General features: G+C 70.8%; 17 protein-coding genes and 1 pseudogene. 7 read left to right on the forward strand and 11 right to left on the reverse strand.

Features of this window, described 5'->3' with window-relative positions; all coding sequences use genetic code 11:
* The 6 genes and pseudogenes from KIH73_RS10930 to KIH73_RS10935 all read right to left on the reverse strand — a co-directional run.
* The coding region (locus KIH73_RS10930) for a RecQ family ATP-dependent DNA helicase (protein WP_236022644.1) at positions 1–1,864 on the reverse strand (1,864 nt) is incomplete at its 3' end.
* Positions 1,865–2,564: 700 nt separating this feature from the next.
* Positions 2,565–3,602: a pyridoxal-phosphate dependent enzyme gene (locus KIH73_RS06980; protein ID WP_219081937.1), complete on the reverse strand. Its 1,038-nt coding sequence runs from the start codon at positions 3,600–3,602 to the stop codon at positions 2,565–2,567.
* A 285-nt stretch (positions 3,603–3,887) separates the two neighbouring features.
* Complete coding sequence (locus tag KIH73_RS06985) at positions 3,888–4,712, reverse strand: hypothetical protein (RefSeq protein WP_219081939.1); 825 nt, start codon at positions 4,710–4,712, stop codon at positions 3,888–3,890.
* 172 nt (positions 4,713–4,884) lie between these two features.
* Positions 4,885–5,835, reverse strand: a complete 951-nt coding sequence (locus KIH73_RS06990; protein ID WP_219081941.1) for an ATP-binding cassette domain-containing protein — start codon at positions 5,833–5,835, stop codon at positions 4,885–4,887.
* Complete coding sequence (locus KIH73_RS06995) at positions 5,816–6,199, reverse strand: GntR family transcriptional regulator (RefSeq protein ID WP_219081943.1); 384 nt, start codon at positions 6,197–6,199, stop codon at positions 5,816–5,818. Before KIH73_RS06995 ends, KIH73_RS06990 begins: the two co-directional genes overlap by 20 nt.
* 594 nt (positions 6,200–6,793) lie before the next feature.
* Positions 6,794–7,165, reverse strand: a pseudogene (locus KIH73_RS10935) (DUF4186 domain-containing protein); the annotation flags it as partial.
* Positions 7,166–7,404: 239 nt separating this feature from the next.
* Here KIH73_RS10935 and KIH73_RS07005 point away from each other — a divergent pair.
* Both KIH73_RS07005 and KIH73_RS07010 read left to right on the forward strand, forming a co-directional pair.
* Positions 7,405–7,728 (forward strand): hypothetical protein, encoded by a 324-nt coding sequence (locus tag KIH73_RS07005; protein ID WP_219081947.1) that lies wholly within the window; start codon positions 7,405–7,407, stop codon positions 7,726–7,728.
* Positions 7,729–7,764: 36 nt separating this feature from the next.
* Complete coding sequence (locus KIH73_RS07010; RefSeq protein WP_219081950.1) at positions 7,765–7,977, forward strand: hypothetical protein; 213 nt, start codon at positions 7,765–7,767, stop codon at positions 7,975–7,977.
* Between the two features lie 181 nt (positions 7,978–8,158).
* On the opposite strand, the gene KIH73_RS10940 is transcribed toward KIH73_RS07010, so the two are convergent.
* Entirely contained in the window at positions 8,159–11,044 is a 2,886-nt protein-coding gene (locus tag KIH73_RS10940) for an excinuclease ABC subunit UvrA (protein ID WP_236022645.1), read from the reverse strand.
* 206 nt (positions 11,045–11,250) lie between these two features.
* Between KIH73_RS10940 and KIH73_RS07025 the strand changes: the two genes are divergently transcribed.
* From KIH73_RS07025 to KIH73_RS07045, 5 genes are all read left to right on the forward strand, one after another.
* The gene (locus KIH73_RS07025; RefSeq protein WP_219081952.1) at positions 11,251–12,516 is read left to right on the forward strand and encodes a putative ABC transporter permease; all 1,266 of its coding nucleotides are present in this window, start codon (positions 11,251–11,253) and stop codon (positions 12,514–12,516) included.
* A 514-nt stretch (positions 12,517–13,030) separates the two neighbouring features.
* A complete protein-coding gene (locus KIH73_RS07030; RefSeq protein WP_219081954.1) occupies positions 13,031–13,663 on the forward strand; it encodes an MptD family putative ECF transporter S component in 633 nt (210 codons plus the stop codon).
* A gap of 5 nt (positions 13,664–13,668) precedes the next feature.
* The gene (locus KIH73_RS07035) at positions 13,669–14,409 is read left to right on the forward strand and encodes an energy-coupling factor transporter transmembrane component T (protein ID WP_338023975.1); all 741 of its coding nucleotides are present in this window, start codon (positions 13,669–13,671) and stop codon (positions 14,407–14,409) included.
* The gene (locus tag KIH73_RS07040) at positions 14,406–16,316 is read left to right on the forward strand and encodes an ABC transporter ATP-binding protein (RefSeq protein WP_236022647.1); all 1,911 of its coding nucleotides are present in this window, start codon (positions 14,406–14,408) and stop codon (positions 16,314–16,316) included. The genes KIH73_RS07035 and KIH73_RS07040 overlap by 4 nt, the downstream gene beginning before the upstream one ends.
* Entirely contained in the window at positions 16,313–17,116 is an 804-nt protein-coding gene (locus tag KIH73_RS07045; protein ID WP_236022648.1) for a hypothetical protein, read from the forward strand. Before KIH73_RS07040 ends, KIH73_RS07045 begins: the two co-directional genes overlap by 4 nt.
* 25 nt (positions 17,117–17,141) lie before the next feature.
* Here KIH73_RS07045 and KIH73_RS07050 read toward each other — a convergent pair whose 3' ends face one another.
* From KIH73_RS07050 to KIH73_RS07065, 4 genes are all read right to left on the reverse strand, one after another.
* Positions 17,142–17,921 (reverse strand): ABC transporter ATP-binding protein, encoded by a 780-nt coding sequence (locus tag KIH73_RS07050; protein WP_219082034.1) that lies wholly within the window; start codon positions 17,919–17,921, stop codon positions 17,142–17,144.
* A gap of 74 nt (positions 17,922–17,995) precedes the next feature.
* Positions 17,996–18,841 (reverse strand): ABC transporter ATP-binding protein, encoded by an 846-nt coding sequence (locus tag KIH73_RS07055; RefSeq protein ID WP_219082036.1) that lies wholly within the window; start codon positions 18,839–18,841, stop codon positions 17,996–17,998.
* Positions 18,841–19,716, reverse strand: a complete 876-nt coding sequence (locus KIH73_RS07060; RefSeq protein WP_219082038.1) for an ABC transporter permease — start codon at positions 19,714–19,716, stop codon at positions 18,841–18,843. The genes KIH73_RS07055 and KIH73_RS07060 overlap by 1 nt, the downstream gene beginning before the upstream one ends.
* Positions 19,716–20,687, reverse strand: coding sequence for an ABC transporter permease (locus KIH73_RS07065; RefSeq protein WP_219081956.1), 972 nt, complete (start codon positions 20,685–20,687; stop codon positions 19,716–19,718). Before KIH73_RS07065 ends, KIH73_RS07060 begins: the two co-directional genes overlap by 1 nt.
* Between the last annotated feature and the right edge of the window lie 89 nt (positions 20,688–20,776).

The following is a 20,776-nucleotide window of genomic DNA, read 5'->3' on the forward strand; positions in this document are numbered from 1 at the left end:
AGCGGCTGGAGCGCCGCACGGACCGGGGGCCGGCGTACCCCCGCCCGCCCAAGCGCGCCGGCCCCCGGTCCGTGCGGCGCTCCAGCCGCTTGATCTCGTAGTGGAAGTCCGGCGCGACCGTCTCCGCCGCGCGCACGCCGAAGCGCACGATCGGCAGGCGCCCCTCGGTGATCGTCAGGTACCCGTCGGTCGCCATCTGGTTGAGCACGTCGCGCACCCGCGCCTCCGGCACCTCGCACAGCATGCCGTAGCTGGGGCAGCGGTCGAGCCCGCGGGCGAGCACGTCCTGCGCCTGCGAGCCGCGCAGCACCGCCACGATCTTGCCCGAGCCGAACGACTGGTTGACGTCGTGCACGCACCGGCTGACCGCCCGGGCGATCTGCGTCACGTCGATGGTCTCGAACGTGCTCTCGCAGTTCGAGCAGTTGCCGCACCGTTGCGCAGAGCCGTCGTCCGGCTCGCCGAAGTAGCGGGTCAGGTACCGGTGCAGGCATTCGGTGGTCCGGCAGTACCCGACCATGCCGTCGAGCAGGTGCCGCTTGCTCATCCGCACGGTCTCCCGCTCCTCGGGGGTCAGCCGGTCGTTCTCGCTGTCGGTGTCGAGCAGACGGCGGCGGGTGACGATGTCGCCCTCGTTCCACAGCAGCGTGCAGCGGCTCGGCTCGCCGTCGCGGCCGGCGCGCCCGGCCTCCTGGTAGTAGGCCTCGATGCTTTCGGGCATGTTGTGGTGGATCACGTAGCGCACGTTCGACTTGTCGATGCCCATGCCGAACGCGTTCGTGGCGACGACGACCGGCACGCGGTCGGTCACGAAGTCCCGCTGCGCGCGGTTGCGCACCTCGGCGGACATGCCGCCATGGTAGGCGACGGCCACCGGGCGCCCGCCGTCCATGCGATCGTCGTCGAAGCCGTCGGTCATCGCGGCGCCGGAATGACCGCCGCCGGATAGACCGCCATCGGAACGACCGCCGCCGTTCCCCGGATCGCCGCCGAAACCGCCGTCCGGTCCGACGTTTACCGAAGTCGCCGCGGAATCGCCGGCCGCCGCGGAACGAGGCGAATCGCCCGCCGCCCGGCGCAGCTGGGCGACCGTCCGGTTGATCGCCGCGGCGAGCGCCTCGGTCTCCTTGCGCGTGGCGCAGTACACGATGCCCGACTCCTCGGGCCGGGCGGCGATGTAGTTCGCCACCCAGGCGGCCTTGCGCTTCGATTCCAGCCTGATGACGTCGAAGTACAGGTTCGGGCGGTCGAAGCCGGTGACGGTGACCCGCGGATCGCGCAGCTCCAGCAGCTCGACGATGTCGCGCCGCACGCGCTCGGTGGCGGTCGCCGTGAACGCCGCGACCACCGGACGCTTCGGCAGCGCGGCGATGAACTCGCCGATGCCGAGGTACGACGAGCGGAAGTCCTGCCCCCATTGCGACACGCAGTGCGCCTCGTCGACGGCGACCAGCGCGATGGGCACCTGCGCGGCGAAGCGGCGGAACCGCTCGGTCTCCAGCCGTTCGGGCGCCACGTAGAGCAGGCGCACCTCGCCCCGGGCCGCCTGCGCCAGCACCATGCCCTGCTCGTCGGGCGACTGCGTGGTGTTGATGAACGCGGCGGGCAAGCCGGCGTCGTTGAGCGCGTCGACCTGGTCGCGCATCAGCGAGATCAGCGGCGAGACGACCACGGTCACGCCGGGCATCAGCGCGGCGGGCACCTGGTAGCAGATCGACTTGCCGGCGCCGGTCGGCATGACGCCGAGCGCGTCGCGGCCCGCGAGAATCGCCTCGACCAGCCCCTCCTGGCCGGGACGGAACGAATCGTAGCCGAAGTACCGTTTCAGCGCCGCAAGCGCCTGTGCCGTGCTATCCCCTGTCATACCGCCCCAGTGTACCCGAGTCCCGGCGCCGCGCCCCTCCGGGTCGGCCCGGTGAATCCGCTCATGGCGCGACGGCGGGCGGAAGCGACCGCGGCTCCGGGGCTACCCGCCCTCCAAGAGTCCATGGCGCGCCGGCGAGCGAAAGCAAACTCCCCGGAAGTGGGTAGACACCCTGCGCGGAACAGGAGCGTAAGCATGCCGGACAGCAAATTCCCCAGAAGTAGGCAGATGCCCCACCCCACGATTGTCTCGAATCCCGCCGTGAGCCTTGCTTTCCGGGGCCGGGTTCGACGTATCCGCCCGCGGCACACCGGCGGGGCGGGGCGCGCCCTCCCGAATCGGCGAAACGGGGATGGCGAACCGGTTCGGCAGATACTCGGAACGGCCCATATGCCTCAAACTCGATTAGATGTAGCGGATTGAGGCCATTGCAGACACCCAACTGGACTACGTGAGGCGGCCCGCCGGCGATACCCCGAGTAGCGATGGCGGTATGACGCCGTTCATACTCCGGGTTTCCGGATTCCGGTGCCCCACGTAATCCAGTTGGATGTCCGCAGAAGCCCAAATCCGCCACACATAAGCCAGATACCGCCGACCGGCCCCGGCTGCGCCCCTGCGAGACCCCCAAACGGATCACGTCGACCGGTTCGACGCACGCCCGTCGATCCGGCGACCGGCGACCGACGAGACCATGCGATCAGGACTTTCGATCCCGACGCAGCACGTCCGCGGCACCGGCGGCCAGCGAGGGCGCCGAGGTGCGAGCGACGACGTCGGCGAATCCGTGCTCGCGCATCCAATCGTCGTTGAAGATCTTCGACATGTAGCCGCGGCCCGAATCGGGCAGCAGCACGACCATCAGCGCATCGGGGCCGAGGTCACGGGCGCGGGCGTACCGCAACGCGGCGGCCACGGCCATGCCGGACGAGCCGCCGACAAGCAGCCCCTCCTCACGGGCCAGCCGACGGGTCATCTCGAAGGATTCCGCGTCCGGCACCGCCTCGATCGCATCGACCACCGACGGATCGTAGATGGCGGGGACGTCCTCCTTGCCGGCGCCCTCGACGAGGAACGGGTGCGTGTGGTCGGGGTCGGAGAACACCGAACCCTCCGGATCGGCGCCGATCACCGTGACCCGGCCGCCGGACGCCTCATGCAGGTAGCGCCCGGCGCCGGTGATCGTGCCGCCGGTGCCGATGCCGGCGACGAAGTGCGTGACATGCCCGTCCGTGGCCCGCCAGATCTCCGGGCCCGTGGTCAGGTAGTGGCTTTCCGGCCCGTTCGGGTTGGCGTACTGGTTGGGCATGTAGCCGCCGGGAATGGTCGCGGCGAGACGGCGGGCGACCGAATAGTACGAGCGAGGGTCGTCGGGCGCGACGCCGCCGGGGGCGACGACGACCTCGGCGCCATAGGCGGCGAGCACGTCGCGTTTGTCCTGCGAGACCTTGTCCTGCACGACGGCGATCATGCGGTAGCCGCGCTGCTGGGCGACCAGCGCCAGCCCGACGCCGGTGTTGCCGCTGGTCGGCTCGACGATCACGCCGCCGGGCCCGAGTTCGCCCGAACGTTCGGCCGCGTCGATGATGCGTTCGGCGATGCGGTCCTTCGACGAACCGCCGGGGTTGAGGTATTCGACCTTCACCGCGATGGTGGCGCGGATGCCGTCGGTGACGTGGTTGAGGCGGACGAGCGGGGTGTCGCCGATGAGTGCGGTGATGCCGTTGTGGATGGTCATGATGCGATGCCTTCTGTCTGTTGCTGTGCGATGCGCTGGAGTCTGGGGTCGGAACGACGATGCGGGGATGCGGACGTGCGGGCCGCGCCACGGCGGTCGGGATTCAGCGACAACAACAGAACAGGTACGTCATGGCTGCGAGCCTAGCATGGCGGCATCGGCGCCCCCGCCGCCGTCCCACTATGCAGACGGCGGAGAGACAGGAGAGGAAGAACGGCCATCCGACGGCTGCAGCGTCGGATGGTCGCGAAATCAAACGGCGGCCGCGGGGACGAGCGGCCGGGATCAGCCGACGGCCACGGCCGGACGCAGTTCGCGGCGCCGGTCGAGCAGCATCGACCCGATGGCGCACAGCGCGCTGACGACGGCCGCGGAGGCGAGCAATGGCCACAGACTGAAGGCGCAGTCCCAGTCCCCTCCTTCCAGCGAGCCGTGCTGCAGGATGCCCATCGTGAACGCGAGCGCCGTGTCGACCGCATCGAACGCCCGCATGGCGACGGGACGGATGGTGTAGGGATTGGCGTACATCAGGACCGACGCCAACAGCGGGACCCCTACGACGAAGACGAGCAGCACGATGACGGTGCGCTTCGCCCCGAGTCGGGAGCAGGCCTCCCCGACCAGCTGACCGACCATCGTCGCGGTGAAGACGAAGGCGAACGCCGCGACGAGGAAGATGATCCAATTCGGTTCGTTCCGCCGCCATCCCTGCTCGGCGGCGGACAGATCGTCGAGGTAACGAGGGGCGAGCGCCAGCGCATCCGGGTAGGTGGCCAGCTCCTGCACCCGTACCGCGCAGAAGCCGTCATAAGACGCCAGCATGGCATCTATGGCCCTGTTCACCCGTTCAACGACGGCGAGCAGGACGGTCACCACGGCGGAGACGACGACATTGCCGAAATACTGTGCGGTCACGCCGGTGCGCCGGGATACGCCGTGGCATATCGCATACCGGGGCACCAGGTACGCGGCGGCCGCGGAGACGGCGGCGCACCACAGGCACAACGGTTTGAGACCGCCGTTGGACCACATGCCCAACACGGCGCAGCAGAACGTGACAGCCGCCATCATGACCGCACAGAACGCGATGATGAAAATCACGAACCTCATCTCGTACCGCCAGGCGACGCGCCATCCGCGCCGCGAGACGACCGTGCGGCGCCGACCGTCCGCCGACGGCCACGCGGCTACGCCGGCCCGCCGGCCCGCGAAGCCGGTCCCGGTTGCGGATTTGGTTTCGGCCGTCGTCCAGATTCCCTTCAATCGTGTCAGGTCGCCCATGTCAGTTCCTCTCCTGAATCAGTCGAATGACGTAGGTTCTCAAATCGGGCGTGCGGACATGAACGCCGCCGCCCACCCGTGCGGCGAGCGCCGCGGCGGGATCGTCGCACCCGACGTCGGAGCCATCATCCGCACCGTCGTCGGTGCCGTCCGGGACGCCTTCCCATACGTCGGCGCCGGAGTCGAGGGCGACCATCACGTTGGCCGACATCCCGTGGCACTCCCTGTCGAGCACTGTCAGGCCGAGCCGCCCCACCGCCGCGTCCACCGCCGACGCCGGCCCGGACAGCACCGCCGCGTGTCGGTACAGATCCTGCACGTCGAAGCGGTCAAGACGGCGGCCGTGGTCGATGACGACGGCCGCCTCGATAACGCCGGCGAATTCGGCGACGTCATGTGTCGAGATGACGACGGTGCGCGACCGGCGGGCGCATGCCTCGATGACGGAACGCGCCATCAGCGTACGGGCGACCGGATCGAGCCCCAGCGTCGGCTCGTCGAGGAACAGGTAGTCGACCGGCAGGCACAGGCCGATCGCCATGCGTGACGCCGTGCGCCGCCCCAGTGACAGGCGATTGTACGGACACTCCACGTCGATGCCGAACCGCTCGGCCAACGTGTCGGCGAATTCGCGGTCGAAACCGCCGTATATCCTCCCGCAGTCGCGCAGGATCGACTCCAACGACCGGCCGGGCCACCAGGGCAGGCGCTCGTCGGCCAGATAGGTGCGTTCCATCGCCGGCTCGTTCTCCGCAAGCGGTTCGCCGTCCAGTTCGAGGCTCCCCGAATCGGGGATCAGACGGTTGCCCAGACAGCCGAGCAGCGTCGATTTGCCGGCGCCGTTGCGTCCGAACAGACCGTAGACCACCCCCGGCCGCAGGTCGAGCGACATGCCGTCCAATGCGGTCGTGCGGCCGTAGCGTTTCGCGAGGTCAGTGACCCTCAATCCCATCGGAATACCCCCCTTCAATTAGTACCGTCAGCTCGTCGCGGCCGATGCCGAGCCGCCGCGCCTCGGCGACGAACGCGGCGATCCCCTCGCCGACGAACCGCTCCCGTTCCCTCTCGCGCAGCGCGTCCCGCGCACCGGGGACGACGAACATGCCCAGTCCGCGGCGCTTCTCCAGCAGCCCTTCGCCGACCAGCAGGTTCATGCCTTTGAGCACGGTGGCCGGATTGATGGCGTAGGTGCGAGAGATCTCGGTGGTGCTCGGCACCGGCCCTCCCTCGGGGAACTCCCCCGAGGCGATGCCGGCGCGCAGTTGGTCGGCGACCTGCCGGAACAGCGGCTCCGCACCGGAATAGTCGAAATCCATGCGCACCTCCCCTCGATGCCGGTCCGCCGCGCTTCGGCGACGAGCCACCGCCCGACGGCATAGCCACGATCACGGTTATCCGGTTAATTAGTTGAGTAACTAACCATGTGACCAATGTATCGCGCCCATCGGAGAGACACGCCGGCAGCGTACGAAAACATGGGAAACGGAAGCAGAATCAACGGATTGGCACGCATCTCAAACGGCACGCCGAAAGCCATGCGGGAGCCGCCGCAGCGAACCTGGCCCGACCACGGAGACGGGCGCCTCGAAAGACGCCACGGAACCGGCATGCCGGACGAGACGCATCGGAGTCGGCACAATGGAACCGACACGCCGGTGGACGCGGCAGAACCGGCATAATGGACGGACATAGCGGAGCCGATACGTCGGCGCTCAGAACAACGCGCCGGCAACGAAGGCGCCCCCGCCCGCCTCCGATAACGGAGGGCTGCCTGCAGCCGACGACGTCGACTCGTCCGCCGAGGAAGACGCCGGGTTGCCCGCCGACGATGCCGGACCATCCGCCGGCGGACCGCCTGACGGCGATGTCGCCGCATTCGCCATCGTCGTTCCGCCCACCGGCGCCGCAGCCGACGGATAGCGGGCCAGGTCGCGTTCGATCCATGCCATCACCAGCGCGGCGAGCCGGTCGACCTCGTCGTCGGTCAGGCCGCGTCCCTGCGGGATGCCATGCCATTTGGCGATGCAGCCGCGGCAGCAGGTGGCCGTGGCGTGCTGCGCGGTGAACACCGGATGGCCACGCCACGGCGTCTGCCTGCCGTCGTTGCGGGGAACGGCCGCGCCGACCCGCGAGCGCAGCATCTCATGCGTATGCCGGTCGATCGCGTCGCGCCCCTTGGCGCGCGCGTAGGCCCGATCCTTGCCGCTCAATTCGAACCGCGCCCGGAACGCCGAGTGCGACAACCGTTCCAACGTCTGCGCAATCCATTGTCCCCGGTCCATACCGCCCACCCTACTCCCGACTCCCCGCCGTTTCCGAGGCGGCGTCGCAGCCGCCCGTCGACGCCCGCGATTCCCGCCCGTCATCCCGCAAACGCGGACACACACCGGACATCATTGTGGATAACCGCAACCCTTCGACCACAACGCCTCCCCGCGCTGGACGCCGGCGACGCTCGCGCCTATCGTTGTCCGGACCACTTCCCGACGGGACACCGTGATACCAGACGTAAGGAACCACAATGTTCGACGAACCGACTTCCAGCCCGAACTTCGCGTTGCATCAACGCATCATCAGCGGCAAAAGCTGTCATGTACCGCCGGCCGACGTCAAGTCGGCATGGCGCAATCAGCTGCATCACCGCGCCAGGACGTATTTCGACGGCAACCGCCTGTTGGCCGCGGAATATGGGCATACCGGAAGGCTGGTGGAGATGATCGCGCTGGACGCCGGTGAGCATAGGGACCGACTTGGCAACCCACTGAGAGTCATCTACCATGCCAATTGGGCAACGAGAAAATTCGTTCAGGAAATAGGATTACCGACATCCATGGCCGAGCAATGACGCCGGCCCATACAGCACGACGGAAAGGATACGACGATGTGCGGCACGGATAATACGGCCGGCGACGGCAAACCGACATACGTGGATTTCGATCGCCTCGCCCAGGAAGCGGAACAGGGAATCTATCGGGGCACGCCAGGCATCGCGACGTTCTACCCATCCCATTGGCCGAAGGACAGGCCCATGCCGGAGGAGCTCAAACGCTGCATCGAGGACGGCGTCAAGGCCGGACGCATCCGTTTGGCCTGAGCTCCGGCCCACCACGCAGCAGGGCCCACAAGCAACGCCGAAACCCGCACACCGCAATCCAAGGTTCCGGCGCAGGAGGCCGTCGACCTCGTTCAGCCAAGGACCGCGTCCGACCGATTCGAACCAGACACCGTTATGGCTATGCATCAGGAGACGGACACCGACACAGGCCCAGGGCGCATCACCTCCCCTGGCGCAGGACCGGGCCCAGGTAGCGGCCGGTGAGCGACGCGGGGTTCACTGCGATCCGCTCCGGCGTGCCGACGGCCACGATCCGCCCGCCCTCCTCGCCGCCGCCGGGCCCCATGTCGATGACGAAGTCCGCGTTGGCGATCATATCGAGGTCGTGCTCGATGACGACGATCGTCGCGCCGCCGTCGAGCAGCCGCTGCAGCACGCCGATCAGCGTGCGCACGTCCAGCGGATGCAGGCCGGTGGTCGGCTCGTCGAGCACGAACATCGACGTGCCCTGCTTGCGGCCCAGCTCGTTCGACAGCTTGAGCCGCTGCGCCTCGCCGCCCGACAGCGAGGGCGTGTCCTCGCCGAGCGTCAGATAGCCCAGACCGAGGTCCGACAGCGTCGCCAGCGCCTTGCGGATGCGCTTGAGCAGCGCGTCGGCGACGCAATCGCCCGCCAGCGGAACCGCCGTGCCCGATGCCCCCTGTCGCCCGCGCCCGCCTGCCTGCGGAACCGCTGCGTTTCCGGCATCATCATTGTCACCCGCCGCCGGGGCCGACGCGACCCCGGTGTTGCCGTCAACCGGGGACGTGCCTCCCTCGCCAGCCGCGCCCCCGCGCCGCCCGTGGGGCGCCGGCGCGAACACGTCCAGCGCCTCGTCGACGCTCAGGGCCAGCACCTGCGGCATCGTCAGCCCGTCCGGCCGGCCGGGGGTCGCGATGCGCACGGCGTCGGCCTCGGGCCTGAAGCGCCGCCCCTCGCAGCTCGGGCACGGGATCGTCACGTCCGGCAGGAACTGCACGTCGAGGTTGACCTGCCCGGTGCCGTCGCACTGCGGGCATCGCAGCGAGCCGGTGTTGTACGAGAAGTCCGCGAGCTTGTAGCCGAGCGCCTTCGCGGTCGCGGTGCCGGCGAACGCGCGCCTGAGCATGTCCATGACGCCGGAGTACGTCGCCAGCGTCGAACGCACGTTGATGCCGATCGGCGTCGAGTCGACGATGCGCACGCGTTCGATGCCGGCCGGGTCGATCGAGGTGACGTGCTCGGGCAGCGGCCCGTCGCCGGCGCAGGCCTCCAACGCCGGCACCAGCGATTCGAGCACCATCGTGGTCTTGCCCGAGCCGGACACGCCGGTGACCGCCGTCAGCCGGCCGCGCGGGACCGCGACGTCCAGCGGCTTGACCGTGTGGATCGCGGAGGTGGCCATGCGGATCCACGCGCCGTCACCCGCCGATTCGCCGTCGACGGGCCATGCGCCTTCGCCCATGCCGTCCGCGTAGTCCGCGCCACCCGCGCCATCAGCGACACCGCGGGCGTCCGCGGAATCGTCCTCCGTCCCCGACACGGCCACGCCCAATCCGGCCGATTCGGACCCGCCCGCCCCGGGAACCTCCCAGTCGGCCGGCAGCGGCGGCACCTCCCGCCGCCCGCGCACCACCGACGGCTCGGCCCCCGTCAGGAACCCGGCGATGCGCGAGTCCGGATTCGCCGCGATCTGCTCGGGCGTGCCCTGCGCGACGACGCGCCCGCCCTGGGTGCCGGCGCCCGGCCCCATCTCGATGAAATGGTCGGCGGCGCGCAGCACGCGCACGTCGTGGTCGACGAACAGCACCGAGTTGCCGGCGTCGATCAGGTCGCGCATCACGCCGATCAGTCCCTCGATGTTCGCCGGATGCAGGCCGGTGCTCGGCTCGTCGAGCACGTACAGCACGCCGGTGGTCTCGTTGCGCACCGCGCGCGACAGCTGCGCCCGCTGGCGCTCTCCCGTCGACAGCGAGGCCGACGACCGGTCGAGCGTGAGGTAGCCCAGCCCCAGCTGCATCAGCCGCGAGCCCATCTCCCGCAGCGTCGCCACCAGCGTCGCCGCCATGTCGTGCATCTCGGCGGGCAGCGCGTCCGGCACGCCGTCGGCCCAGTCCAGCACGTCGCGCAGCGGCCACGCGGTCACGTCGGCCAGTCCGGCCTCCCCGATGCGCGGGGCGCGGGCGGCGTCGCCCAGCCGCGTGCCGCCGCAGTCCGGGCAGGTGCGTTCGACCAGGAACTTGGCGACCTTGGCGAAGCGCTTCTCGTCGGTGGCGCGGTCGAGCTCCTTGAGCACGGTGAGCCGCGCGTTGCGGAACGTGAAGTCCAGGTCGTGGATGCCCTTGACCGACGGGATGACGATGTGCTTCTTCTCCTCCGGCCCGTTGAACACGATGTCGCGCTCGGCCTCGGTCAGTTCGCGGAACGGCACGTCGGTGCGCACGCCGAACTCGCGCACGATGTCGGGCTGCACGTTGAAGCCGAACGTGCGCCACGGCACCACCGCGCCCTGGTCGATGCTCAGCGATTCGTCCGGAACCAGCGTGGAATCGTCCACCTCGCGCACGATGCCGGTGCCCTGGCAGCGCGGGCACGCGCCGGTCGAGTTGAACGCCAGGTCCTCCGCGCCCGGTCCCATGAACGCGGCCCCGCACGTCGGGCACACGATGTCGAGCCCGGCCGCGACGGCGAGCGACGGCGGGCAGCGGTGGCCGTTCGGGCAGCGGTGGCTCGCCAGTCGCGAGAACATCAGACGCAGCACGTTGAGCAGTTCGGTCATCGTGCCGAACGTCGAGCGCATGCCGCCCGCGCCGGGCCGCTGGTGCAGCGCCAGGGCCGGCGGCAGGTAGCTGACCGAGTCGACCTGCGGGCGCCTCGCCTGCGTCATCCGCCGGCGCGTGTAGGTGGACAGCGCGTCGAGGTAGCGGCGCGACCCCTCGGCGTACAGCACGTCGAGCGCCAGCGAGGACTTGCCCGAGCCGGACACGCCGGCGACGCCCACCAGCTCGTCGAGCGGCACGTCCACGTCGACGTTCCTGAGGTTGTTGACGCGCGCGCCGCGCACCCGTATCGCATCCGGCCGTTCCATGGCGCCCTCCTTGACCGTTTTGACCGTTCCCGTTCCTCCGCCATACTATCGCCGCCCCACGCACGCCCCGACCGACGCCGCCGGCCGGCCGTACGCGCCGGCGACGCCCCCCCCTGGCCGCCTCGCGCTTCCTCCCCGATGCGGCTACGATGGAGGCATATCCCACCCGACCACCGGCGCCACGCGTCGCCGACCAAGGAGCGCCAATGTCCGCCGCATCCTCCATCCCCACCTCCCCGACCTCCCCCGCCGCATCCGGGCTGGAGCCCGCGCCCTCCGGCGCCGGCGCGCGCATCCCGCTGCTCATGCGCGTCTACGGCGTCGTCTGCCTGGTCAGCGGCGCCAGCGTGCTCGCAATCGGCATCGCCATCGTCGTCCGCCTGATCACGACCGGAGGCGCCGGCATCACCGGCTCGCAGCACGTCACGCTCACGCTTATCCTGACGATCATCCAACTGGCGCTGATCGCGGTCCACAGCGCCGCCGACGTGGCGTTCGGCGTCTCGCTGCTGCGCAACCGGCGGCGGCACGCGGCGCTCTATGCCTACCTGCTGGTGCTGCTGAACATCGTCATCGGCATCATCACGATCATGCTGCTCGGCTTCCACGGGCACGTCATCGATCCGCTGATCCGCATCGCGATCCTGCTGGTCATCGCCACGACCGTCGACCCCGCGCTGAACGCGGAGCGGCGCGCCGCCCGGCGCCGACGCTACGAGCAGACCGAGCAGGAGGCCGAGGCCGGCACGCTCGGCCGGGCGAAGGATGGCCGCGGCTTCATCCAGCTCAACTTCTTCAACCTGTTCTGGGTGTTCACGGTCTGCTGCGTGATCGGTCTGGTCATCGAGACGGTCTACCACATGGTCGTCGTCGATCCTGGGCACTACCAGGACCGCGCGGGCATGCTGTTCGGCCCGTTCTCGCCGATCTACGGCTTCGGCGCCACGCTGATGACGGTCGCGCTCAACCGGTTCTACCGCGCGAACCCGGCCGTCATCTTCCTGGTGTCGGCGGTCATCGGCGGCGCGTTCGAGGCGGCGACCAGCTGGTTCATGGAGGTCGCGTTCGGCGCGGTGGCGTGGAACTACTCGGGGATGACGATCCTGGGGCTGTTCCCCGACCCGATCGCCGCGATCACCGGCGGGCGCACGAGCACGCCGTTCATGTGCATGTGGGGCGCGCTCGGGTTCTGCTGGATCCGGTTCTGCCTGCCGTGGCTGCTCAGGCTCATCAACCTCATCCCGTGGCGATGGCGGTACGCCGTCACCGTGGTGTGCGCGCTGCTCATGCTCGTCGACGGCGTGATGACGCTGCAGTCGCTGGAGTGCTGGTACGAGCGCGAATCCGGGCTGCAGCCGAACTCGCCGGTCGAGGTGTTCTACGCCGACCACTTCGACAACGCCTACATGGCGCACCGGTTCCAGAGCATGACGATCACGCCCGGCAAGACCGCGCGCGCCGACGCGTCCTGAGAAGCCCGGCTTCCACGCCCCGATGGGCCAGGCCGGCATGCCCCAAGGGTCGGTCCGACACGCGCCCACGAGTGTGGGGCCGGACCGGTCGTCTCCGGTGTGGGGACGTGCCCGCAGGCTTTGGGGAATGATCAAGCAGAGAGCCGACCACCTGCGCGATGGGCGGGTGACCCGCGGACTTCGGGGGATGGTCCGCGGGCAATGGCGGAATCATGCGATCGGCCGCGGACCATCCCCCGAAGTCCGCGGAACCGGTCCGGCGTGTCGCCCGAGCGTCCGACCGAACCCGCCCGTCCGGACGACCGCCGTCGCCGTCGACCCAGCCACCGACCCGTCGGGCGTGACGCCCACCCGTCGACCACCCCGCAGGGCGCGGGATTATCGCACACTTTCCGCCAAAAGAACAGTCTTGTATTCCGTTTTTTCTTTCGCTAGGTTGGGCGGTGACCCCGCCCGGCGCGCCCGGGCGGCCCTGCACGCCGGCCCGTCCGGCCCCGCGACGAAAGGACGATCCATGACCGCCACGACACCGACCACGACGGCCGCCGCCCGCGGCTTCGCCCGACTCTCCGTACCCGACCTGATCACCATCGGCGTGTTCACCGCCGTCTACTTCGTGCTGGTCGCGGTCTGCACGTTCGCCTCGGCCATCGCGTTCGCCGGGTTCGGCTCGATCCTGCTGCCCGCGCTGTGCGCGCTGGTCAGCGGCTGCGTGTACATGCTGCTGGTCGCGCGCCTGGGCAAGTTCGGCGGCATCACCGTCATGGGCCTGGTCATGGGCCTGTTCTTCCTGGTGTCCGGGCACTTCCTGCTGTCGTTCCTCGCCAACATCGTGTTCGCGGTGGCCGCCGACCTGATCGCCGCGCTCGGCAAGTACCGCAGCCGCATCGGCATCCTGATCAGCTATGTGGTCTTCTCCTACGGCCTGACCGGCCCGATCCTGCCGCTGTGGTTCATGAAGGACGCCTATGTGGCCGCGCTGGAGGCCAAGGGCAAGGACGCCGCGTACATCGACGGCGTGTTCGCCCAGGTCAACACCGGGTCGTTCTGGCTGGCGATGGGCGCGATCCTGGTCTGCGCCGTCATCGGCGGCTGGTTCGGCCAGCGGATGATGCGCAAACACTTCGCCAAGGCGGGCATCGTTTGAGCACGGTGACGACGCCGGCCCCGCCCGCCGACGCCGCCCGCGGATCGCACGGCCTGCGCCTCGACCCGCGGGCGAAGCTGTTCCTGCTGCTGGAGGCCAACCTGCTGCTGTTCTTCCATGTCGGCACCCCGACCGAGGCGGTGCTGACGGCGCTGTTCATCGTGCCGCTGCTGCTGGCCGGCCGGGTGCGTTCGGCCGTCCGCTTCGCCGTCGTCTACGCGGCGCTGCTGGGACTGAGCCTGATCGAGACGCCGACCTCCGGCGGTTGGGCGTGGCTGGCCATCGTGCCGATGCTCGCGGTGGGCATCCGCATGCTGCTGCCGTGCCTGATCACCGGCGCGTACGCGTTCACGACCACGAGCCCGGGCGAGTTCACGGCGGCGCTGCGCCGCATCCACGCGCCGGAGGCCGTGGTCATCCCCTGCATCGTGGTGATCCGCTTCTTCCCGACGCTGCGCGAGGACTACCGGCACATCCGCGACGCGATGGCGCTGCGCGGCATCCCGTCGGGCGGCGGGTCGCCGCTGCGGCACCCGGCGCAGTCGCTGGAGTACATCATCGTGCCGCTGCTGATGAACGCGAACACCGTCGCGCAGGACCTCTCCGTCGCCGCGCTGACCAAGGGGCTCGGCAACCCCGGGCGGCACACCAGCATGGCCGACATCCGCATGACGCCGCTCGACTGGGCGTACATGGCGCTGTGCGCGGTGCCGTTCGCGCTGTTCCTGACGGGGGTGTGGCGATGACCGTGGCATACGACGACGCGGCCGCGGCCCGTCCCGCCGTCCAGGCGCACGGCGTGGGCTTCCGGTACCGCGGCGAGCCGGGCCTGCCGGATGACGACGCCACCCAGCCCCCGCCCGCACTTTCCGACGTCACGCTCGGCATCGCCGACGGCGAGTTCGTCGTGCTGTGCGGCCAGAGCGGCTGCGGCAAGACGACGTTCACCCGGCTGCTCAACGGCCTGATCCCCTCGTTCCACACCGGCGATCTGACCGGCGCCTGCACCGTCTACGGGCTGGAATGCGGCCAGGCGGCCATCGAGGAGTACGCCGCGCTGGTCGGCAGCGTGTTCCAGAACCCGAAGACCCAGTATTTCAACGCCTTCGTCGCCGACGAGCTGGCGTTCCCCTGCGAGAACGCGGGTTGGGAGCCCGCGCGCATCCGCGGGCGCGTCGACGAGGTCGCGCAACGCTTCGGTATCGCGCATCTGCTGGACCGCAGCATCTTCCGGCTGTCGGGCGGCGAGAAGCAGCGCATCGCGGTCGCCTCGGCCTGCATGCTGCGGCCGCGTCTGCTGGTGCTCGACGAACCGACCAGCAACCTCGACCGCCGTGCGATGGACGACCTGGCGGCGCTGCTGGGCGACATCAAGCGCATGGGCGTCACGATCGTCGTGGCCGAGCACCGGCTGGCCTGGTGCGCCGGACTCGCCGACCGGTACGTGCTGTTCGAGTCGGGCCGTATCGTCGGCGACCATACGGCCGCGCGGTTCGCGGCGATCCCGGAGGCGCGGCGCGAGGCGATGGGGCTGCGCACGCTGGACGTCGCACCCTTCCGCCGCCGCGTCGACGCGCTGGCCGCCCGCTGGCCGGAGCGCGCCGATGCCGCCGCAAACGCCCGAGCGGCCGACGACGCACCGCCGGCACCGCCGCGGCCGGTAGAATCCGCCACGGCACCCGGACCCACGACATCCGGCCCCACGCCAGCCGACTCCGCCGACACAGTCGCCCGACTCCGCGGCACGCCGCTCCCGGAGTCGCCCGCCGCGCCACCCGCCGGACCGCACGCCGTACCGGAGCCGCCCCTGACGGACGACCGGACCGACGACACGCCACCCTTGCCGCGGCAACCGGCCGGTGCAGGCACGGCGGCGCCGGCCACGCCCGGCGCGCTGCTGTCGACGCGCGGTCTGGTCGTCGGGCATCGGCCCGCCGGCCGCCGATGGTTCCGGCGCCGCTGCACGCCCGACACGGGCGGCTTCAGCCGCCCCATCCCCGACCTCGACCTGTTCCCCGGCGAGATCGTCGGCGTGATGGGGCACAACGGCGCAGGCAAATCCACGCTGGTGCGCACGCTGGTGGGCCTGGCCCGGCCGCTGGCCGGCGACGTGCTCCGCCGCGGCGCCGCGGCGAGGCCGCGCACGCTGATGCGCGCCGGATTCCTGGTGATGCAGGACGTGAACTACCAGCTGTTCGCCGACTCCGTGCGCGGCGAGCTGCTGCTGGGCACGACGGGCGAGGACGACGAGCGCGCCGCGATCCGCGCCGTCTGCGACGCGGTGCTGCGCGAGCTGGACCTGACCGGGCTGGCCGACCGCCATCCGATGAGCCTGTCCGGCGGGCAGAAGCAACGCACGGCGATCGCCTCGGCGCTGGTGTGCGGCAAGGAGCTCATCGTGCTCGACGAACCGACGAGCGGTCTGGACCGACGGCACATGGTCCAGGTCGGCATGCTGCTGCGACGCCTGGCCGAACGCGGCAAGGCCGTGCTGGTGGTCACGCACGACGAGGAGCTCGCCGCCGCCTGGTGCGACCGCATCCTCGACCTCGACGCCGTCCCGGGCCGCCCCGAGCGAACGCCCGGTCGGACGGCCGGCCAAACCAACCCGATCCGACCACGATCCCCCATCAGACAAGGAGACTCGCGATGAACAGCCACGATGATGCACGCCCACACGTCGAACCGTCGGAGCGCATCGCAGGACGCCCCGCGGCCGGCCCGGGCGGGCATCGCGGCGAGCCGGCCGCGCCGGGCCGGACCGATGCCGCGTTCGACCCGTCGGACTGGACCGGCGACTGGGTGAGCTTCGAACAATTCATCGGCAGCGACGACCCGGCGATGCGCCGCGCGTGGGACGCCGCCGAGCAGGCGGTCGCCGGCTCGCCGATGGCCGTGCACGGCATCCGCGCGTTCTGGACGGCGGCCTGCCGCACCGTCAGCGACGACAACCCCGTCCGCATCGGCGGCTGGCGGGTCTCGCCGCGGGCCGACGGGGGCGACGGCCTCGTCGTCACATGGCTCGCCGAGGACGGTTCGCCGCTGCACACCGCCGCCTACCGGCTCGTCGACACGCTGGCGCGCGCTCTGGAAGCCAAGCCGACGCTGGTGTTCCGCGCCGATGCGGCCGGCGCCGCAAACATCGCCGTGCAAGGCATCGCGAACGACGCCGCGCACCGTAATGACGGAGCCGCCGCGTCGCCCTCGCCGTTCGACTGGCTGCTCGCGATCGCGCCGATGCCGTCGCGTGGCGCCCACCGCGTCGGCGGGCTGCTCAGCCACCTGCATTTCCAGTACGCGTCGCGCCTGGACGCGCTGGTCGCCCCCGAAACCCGCACGCTGCGCGACCGGCGGTGGTACGCGACGATGTGCGACGCGACGGGCGGCACGCTCGACCGATGCAACGTCGTGCTCGCCCTGCACCGCCTGCCCGTCTGGCACGAGCTGCCGTGACGGATGCGGCCGGCCGCGCCGCCGCCTACGGCCGTCCGACGAACGGCGTGGCCGCGCGGATCAGCTCGCGCGTGTACGGATCCGACGGCGCGGCCAGCAGCCGGCCGGTCGGCCCCTGCTCGACGACGCGGCCGTCGTGCAGCACCACGACGCGGTCGGCGATGTGCTGCACCACGCCGAGGTCGTGCGAGACCATGATCAGTGCCATGTCGGGCCGGCGGTCGCGGATCGCGGCGAACGCGTCGAGGATCTGCACGCGCGCGGCCACGTCGATGGCGCTCATCGGCTCGTCGGCCAGCACCACCTTCGGCTCGTTGACGATCGCCCGCGCGATGGCGACGCGCTGCGCCTGCCCGCCGGACAGATCGACCGGATACCGCCCGAGGAACGTCGCCGGCTCCAATCCGACGGTGCGCAGCGCCTGCGCGACGCGCCGGCCCACCTCGTCGGCGGGCATGCCGCGGTGCCGCAGCCGCAGCGGCTCGGCCACCGAACGCGCCACGGTCCAGCGCGGGTCCAGCGACGAGAACGGATCCTGGAACACCAGCCCCGACCCGCGGCGCAGCGCCTGCCGGCCGGGAGCCCTCCTGCCGCCCGTCACCGCGGCCCCGCGGTAGGCGACCGTTCCGGCGTCGGCCGTCTCCAGCCCCAGCAGGATGCGGGTCAGCGTCGACTTGCCCGAACCCGAGCCGCCGATGACGGCCAGGCACTCCCCCTCGCGCACGTCGACCGACACGTCGAACAGCACCTGCCGCCGGGCGGCGCCGCGGCCGAAGGACTTGTCGATGTGGGCGCCGCGCAGCATCGGCGCGCCGGGCGCCTCCGCGCCCTCACCCGTCGGGGCTTCCGTGCGCTGCGCCGTCCCCGTCAATCCGTTCTTCATGCCATGTCCTTTTCTTCCACGGCCGCATCGCCGGCCGTATCGCCACCGCCACTACCGCCATCGTCACCGCCGCCGGGCCGCAGCGCCAGCGCGCGGGCCGCGTCGACCAGACGGGCGGTGCGCGCGTCGGCCGGATGCTCCAGCAGGTCCGCCGTGGCGCCGGTCTCCACGATCCGCCCGGCGTCGAGCACCGCGCAGCGGGTCGTCGCGCGGGCCAGCACCGAGAAGTCATGCGTGATGAACAGCATCGAGGCGCCGGCGTCGTCGACCAGCGAGACCAGCAGGTCCACGATCTGCCGCTGGGTGATCGAGTCGAGGGCCGTGGTCGGCTCGTCGGCGACGATCAGCCGCGGCGAGGTCACCAGCGCGGCGGCGATGCCGACGCGCTGCCGCTGCCCGCCGGACAGCTCGTGCGGGTACTTCGACGCCACGTCGGCGGGCAGCCCGACCCGCTCGAGCATCGCGGCGACGCGTTCGGCGCGTTCGGCTCGGCTCAGGTCGTAGTGCAGGCGCAGCGGCAGCGCGACCTGCCGGCCCACGGTGAGCACCGGGTTGAGTGTGGCGGCCGGATTCTGGAACACCATGCCCGTATAGCGGCCGCGCAGGTCGGCGAGCGCCCGGTCCGGCGCGCCGACGACCTGCGTGCCGTCCAGGCGGATCGACCCGCTCGCCTCGGCCTGCACCGGCAGCAGTCCCAGCATCGCGCGCGCGATCATCGACTTGCCGGAGCCGGAGGAGCCGATCAGGCCGACGCGTTCGCCGTCGCCGATCGACAGGTCGACGCCGTGCACGATGTCGCGCCCGCCGATCGCGATGCGCAGTCCCGAGATCTCCACGGCCATCATGCCTCCGTTTCCTCGACGGCGACCCGCCGCAGCGCCGGGTTGCCCACCGGGTCGACGGCGTCGCGCAGCGCGTCGCCGAACAGGTTCAGGGCGACCACCACGACGGTGACCACCAGGCCGGGCCACAGCACGGTCAGCGGATACACGGTGATGAACCGCACCGTGGTGGCCAGCGAATGCCCCCAGCTCGGGGTGCCGGAGGGCACGCCGACGCCCAGGTAGGTCAGGCCGGATTCGGCGAGCACCGCGGTGCCGGCCGACAGCGACAGCTGCACCAGCAGCACCGGCAGGATGTTGGGCACGATGTGCCCGAACAGCACGCGGACGCCGGAGGCGCCGTTCGAGACCGCCGACTCCACATACGCCGACCGCGCGACGAGCAGCGCCTGGGGCCTGGCCACGCGCGCGAGGTTCAGCCCGTACCCGAACCCGCAGGCGACGACGATCACCGCCACCGACGCGCCGAGCGGCACCGCCAGGATCAGCGCGATCAGGATCGTCGGCACGGAGATCAGCGCGTCCACCGCCACCACCGAGGTGTTCGCCAGCACCGAATTGCGCGCCGTCATCGCCGCGATCAGCAGCAGGCCGAGCGCCCCGGCGAACAGCACGGTCAGGATCACGATGAGCAGGTCGGTGCGCGAGCCGGCCATCAGCCAGCTGACGATGTCGGCGCCCGTGCCGTCCGTGCCCAGCCAGTGCTCGGCGGACGGCGCGGCCCACACGTCATAGCCGTCGGTCCGCCACAGCGGCTGCGGCGTCCATACCAGCGAGACCAGCGAGACCAGGACCCACAGCCCCAGCACGACCAGGGAGAAGCGTCCGCCGGCCCGCCGCCACAGCGACGAGACGATCGCACCGAATCGGGCCATCATCGTCCTCCTTCCCCGGCGGCCGTCTTCAGCCTGGGGTCGAGCGCGCGGTGCGCCAGGTCGACCGCCAGGCCGATGAGCAGGAAGAACGCCGCCAGCATGAACAGCTCGCTCTGCACGGCGATCAGGTCGCGGTTGCCGACGTCGGTGACCAGCCCGGTGCCCAGGCCGGGCAGCGCGAACAGGTTCTCGATGACCATGACGCCGGTGATCATCTCGGCGAAGGTCAGGCCGACGACCGACACCAGCTGCGGCGTCGCCAGGCGCAGCCCGACCCGCAGGACGGCCTGCGTGCGCGTCATGCCGCAGGACATCGCCATCTCGACGTATCCCGACGACGCCAGCTCGCCCAGCGCGGAACGCGTGTAGCGCATCAGGCTCGCGCCGACGATGACGCCGACGGCCAGCGCCGGCAGGGTCAGCGAGACCAGCGCCTCGCCGGGGGCGTCCCAGCCGTCGGCGGGGAACCCCTGCGAGGGCAGCACGCCGATCAGCCCCACGCCGCGGCCGAACAGCAGGATCAGCAGCAGGCCGCCCCACAGCGCGGGGATCGCGCCGCCGATGACGGCCGCCAGCTGGAACGCGCCGCGCGCCCGGCGACCGCGGGCCAGCGCGGCCGCGCAGCCCAGCGGGATGCCGAGCGCCATCGCGATCGCCAGTCCCATCACGATCAGCGGGAAGGTGACCGAGGCGCGTTGCGCCACCTGGCCGCTGATCGAGCGGCCGGTCAGCATCGAGGTGCCGAAGTCGCCGCGCAGCAGCGCGCCCAGCCAGTCGAGGTACTGCACGGCGAGCGGGCGGTTCAGCCCGAGCTGCTCGCGCAGCTGCTCGACGCGCTCGGGCGGCGAGTTCAGCCCGGCCATGACCGAGGCCATGTCGCCGGGCAGGACGCGCAGCGCCGCGAACACGACGACCGAGATCGCCAGCAGCGCCACGACGAACAGCGCCAGGCGACGCACGATGAATCGCATCGACGCTCCTTTCTCGTATGTATCCGCCTTCCGCCCTCCCGCGGCCATGCCGTCGGGGGCGGGGCGGCGGCAGCCTCCGTGTCGCGGCC

This window comes from Bifidobacterium phasiani (genome assembly GCF_019331775.1).
Lineage (GTDB): Bacteria > Actinomycetota > Actinomycetes > Actinomycetales > Bifidobacteriaceae > Bifidobacterium > Bifidobacterium phasiani.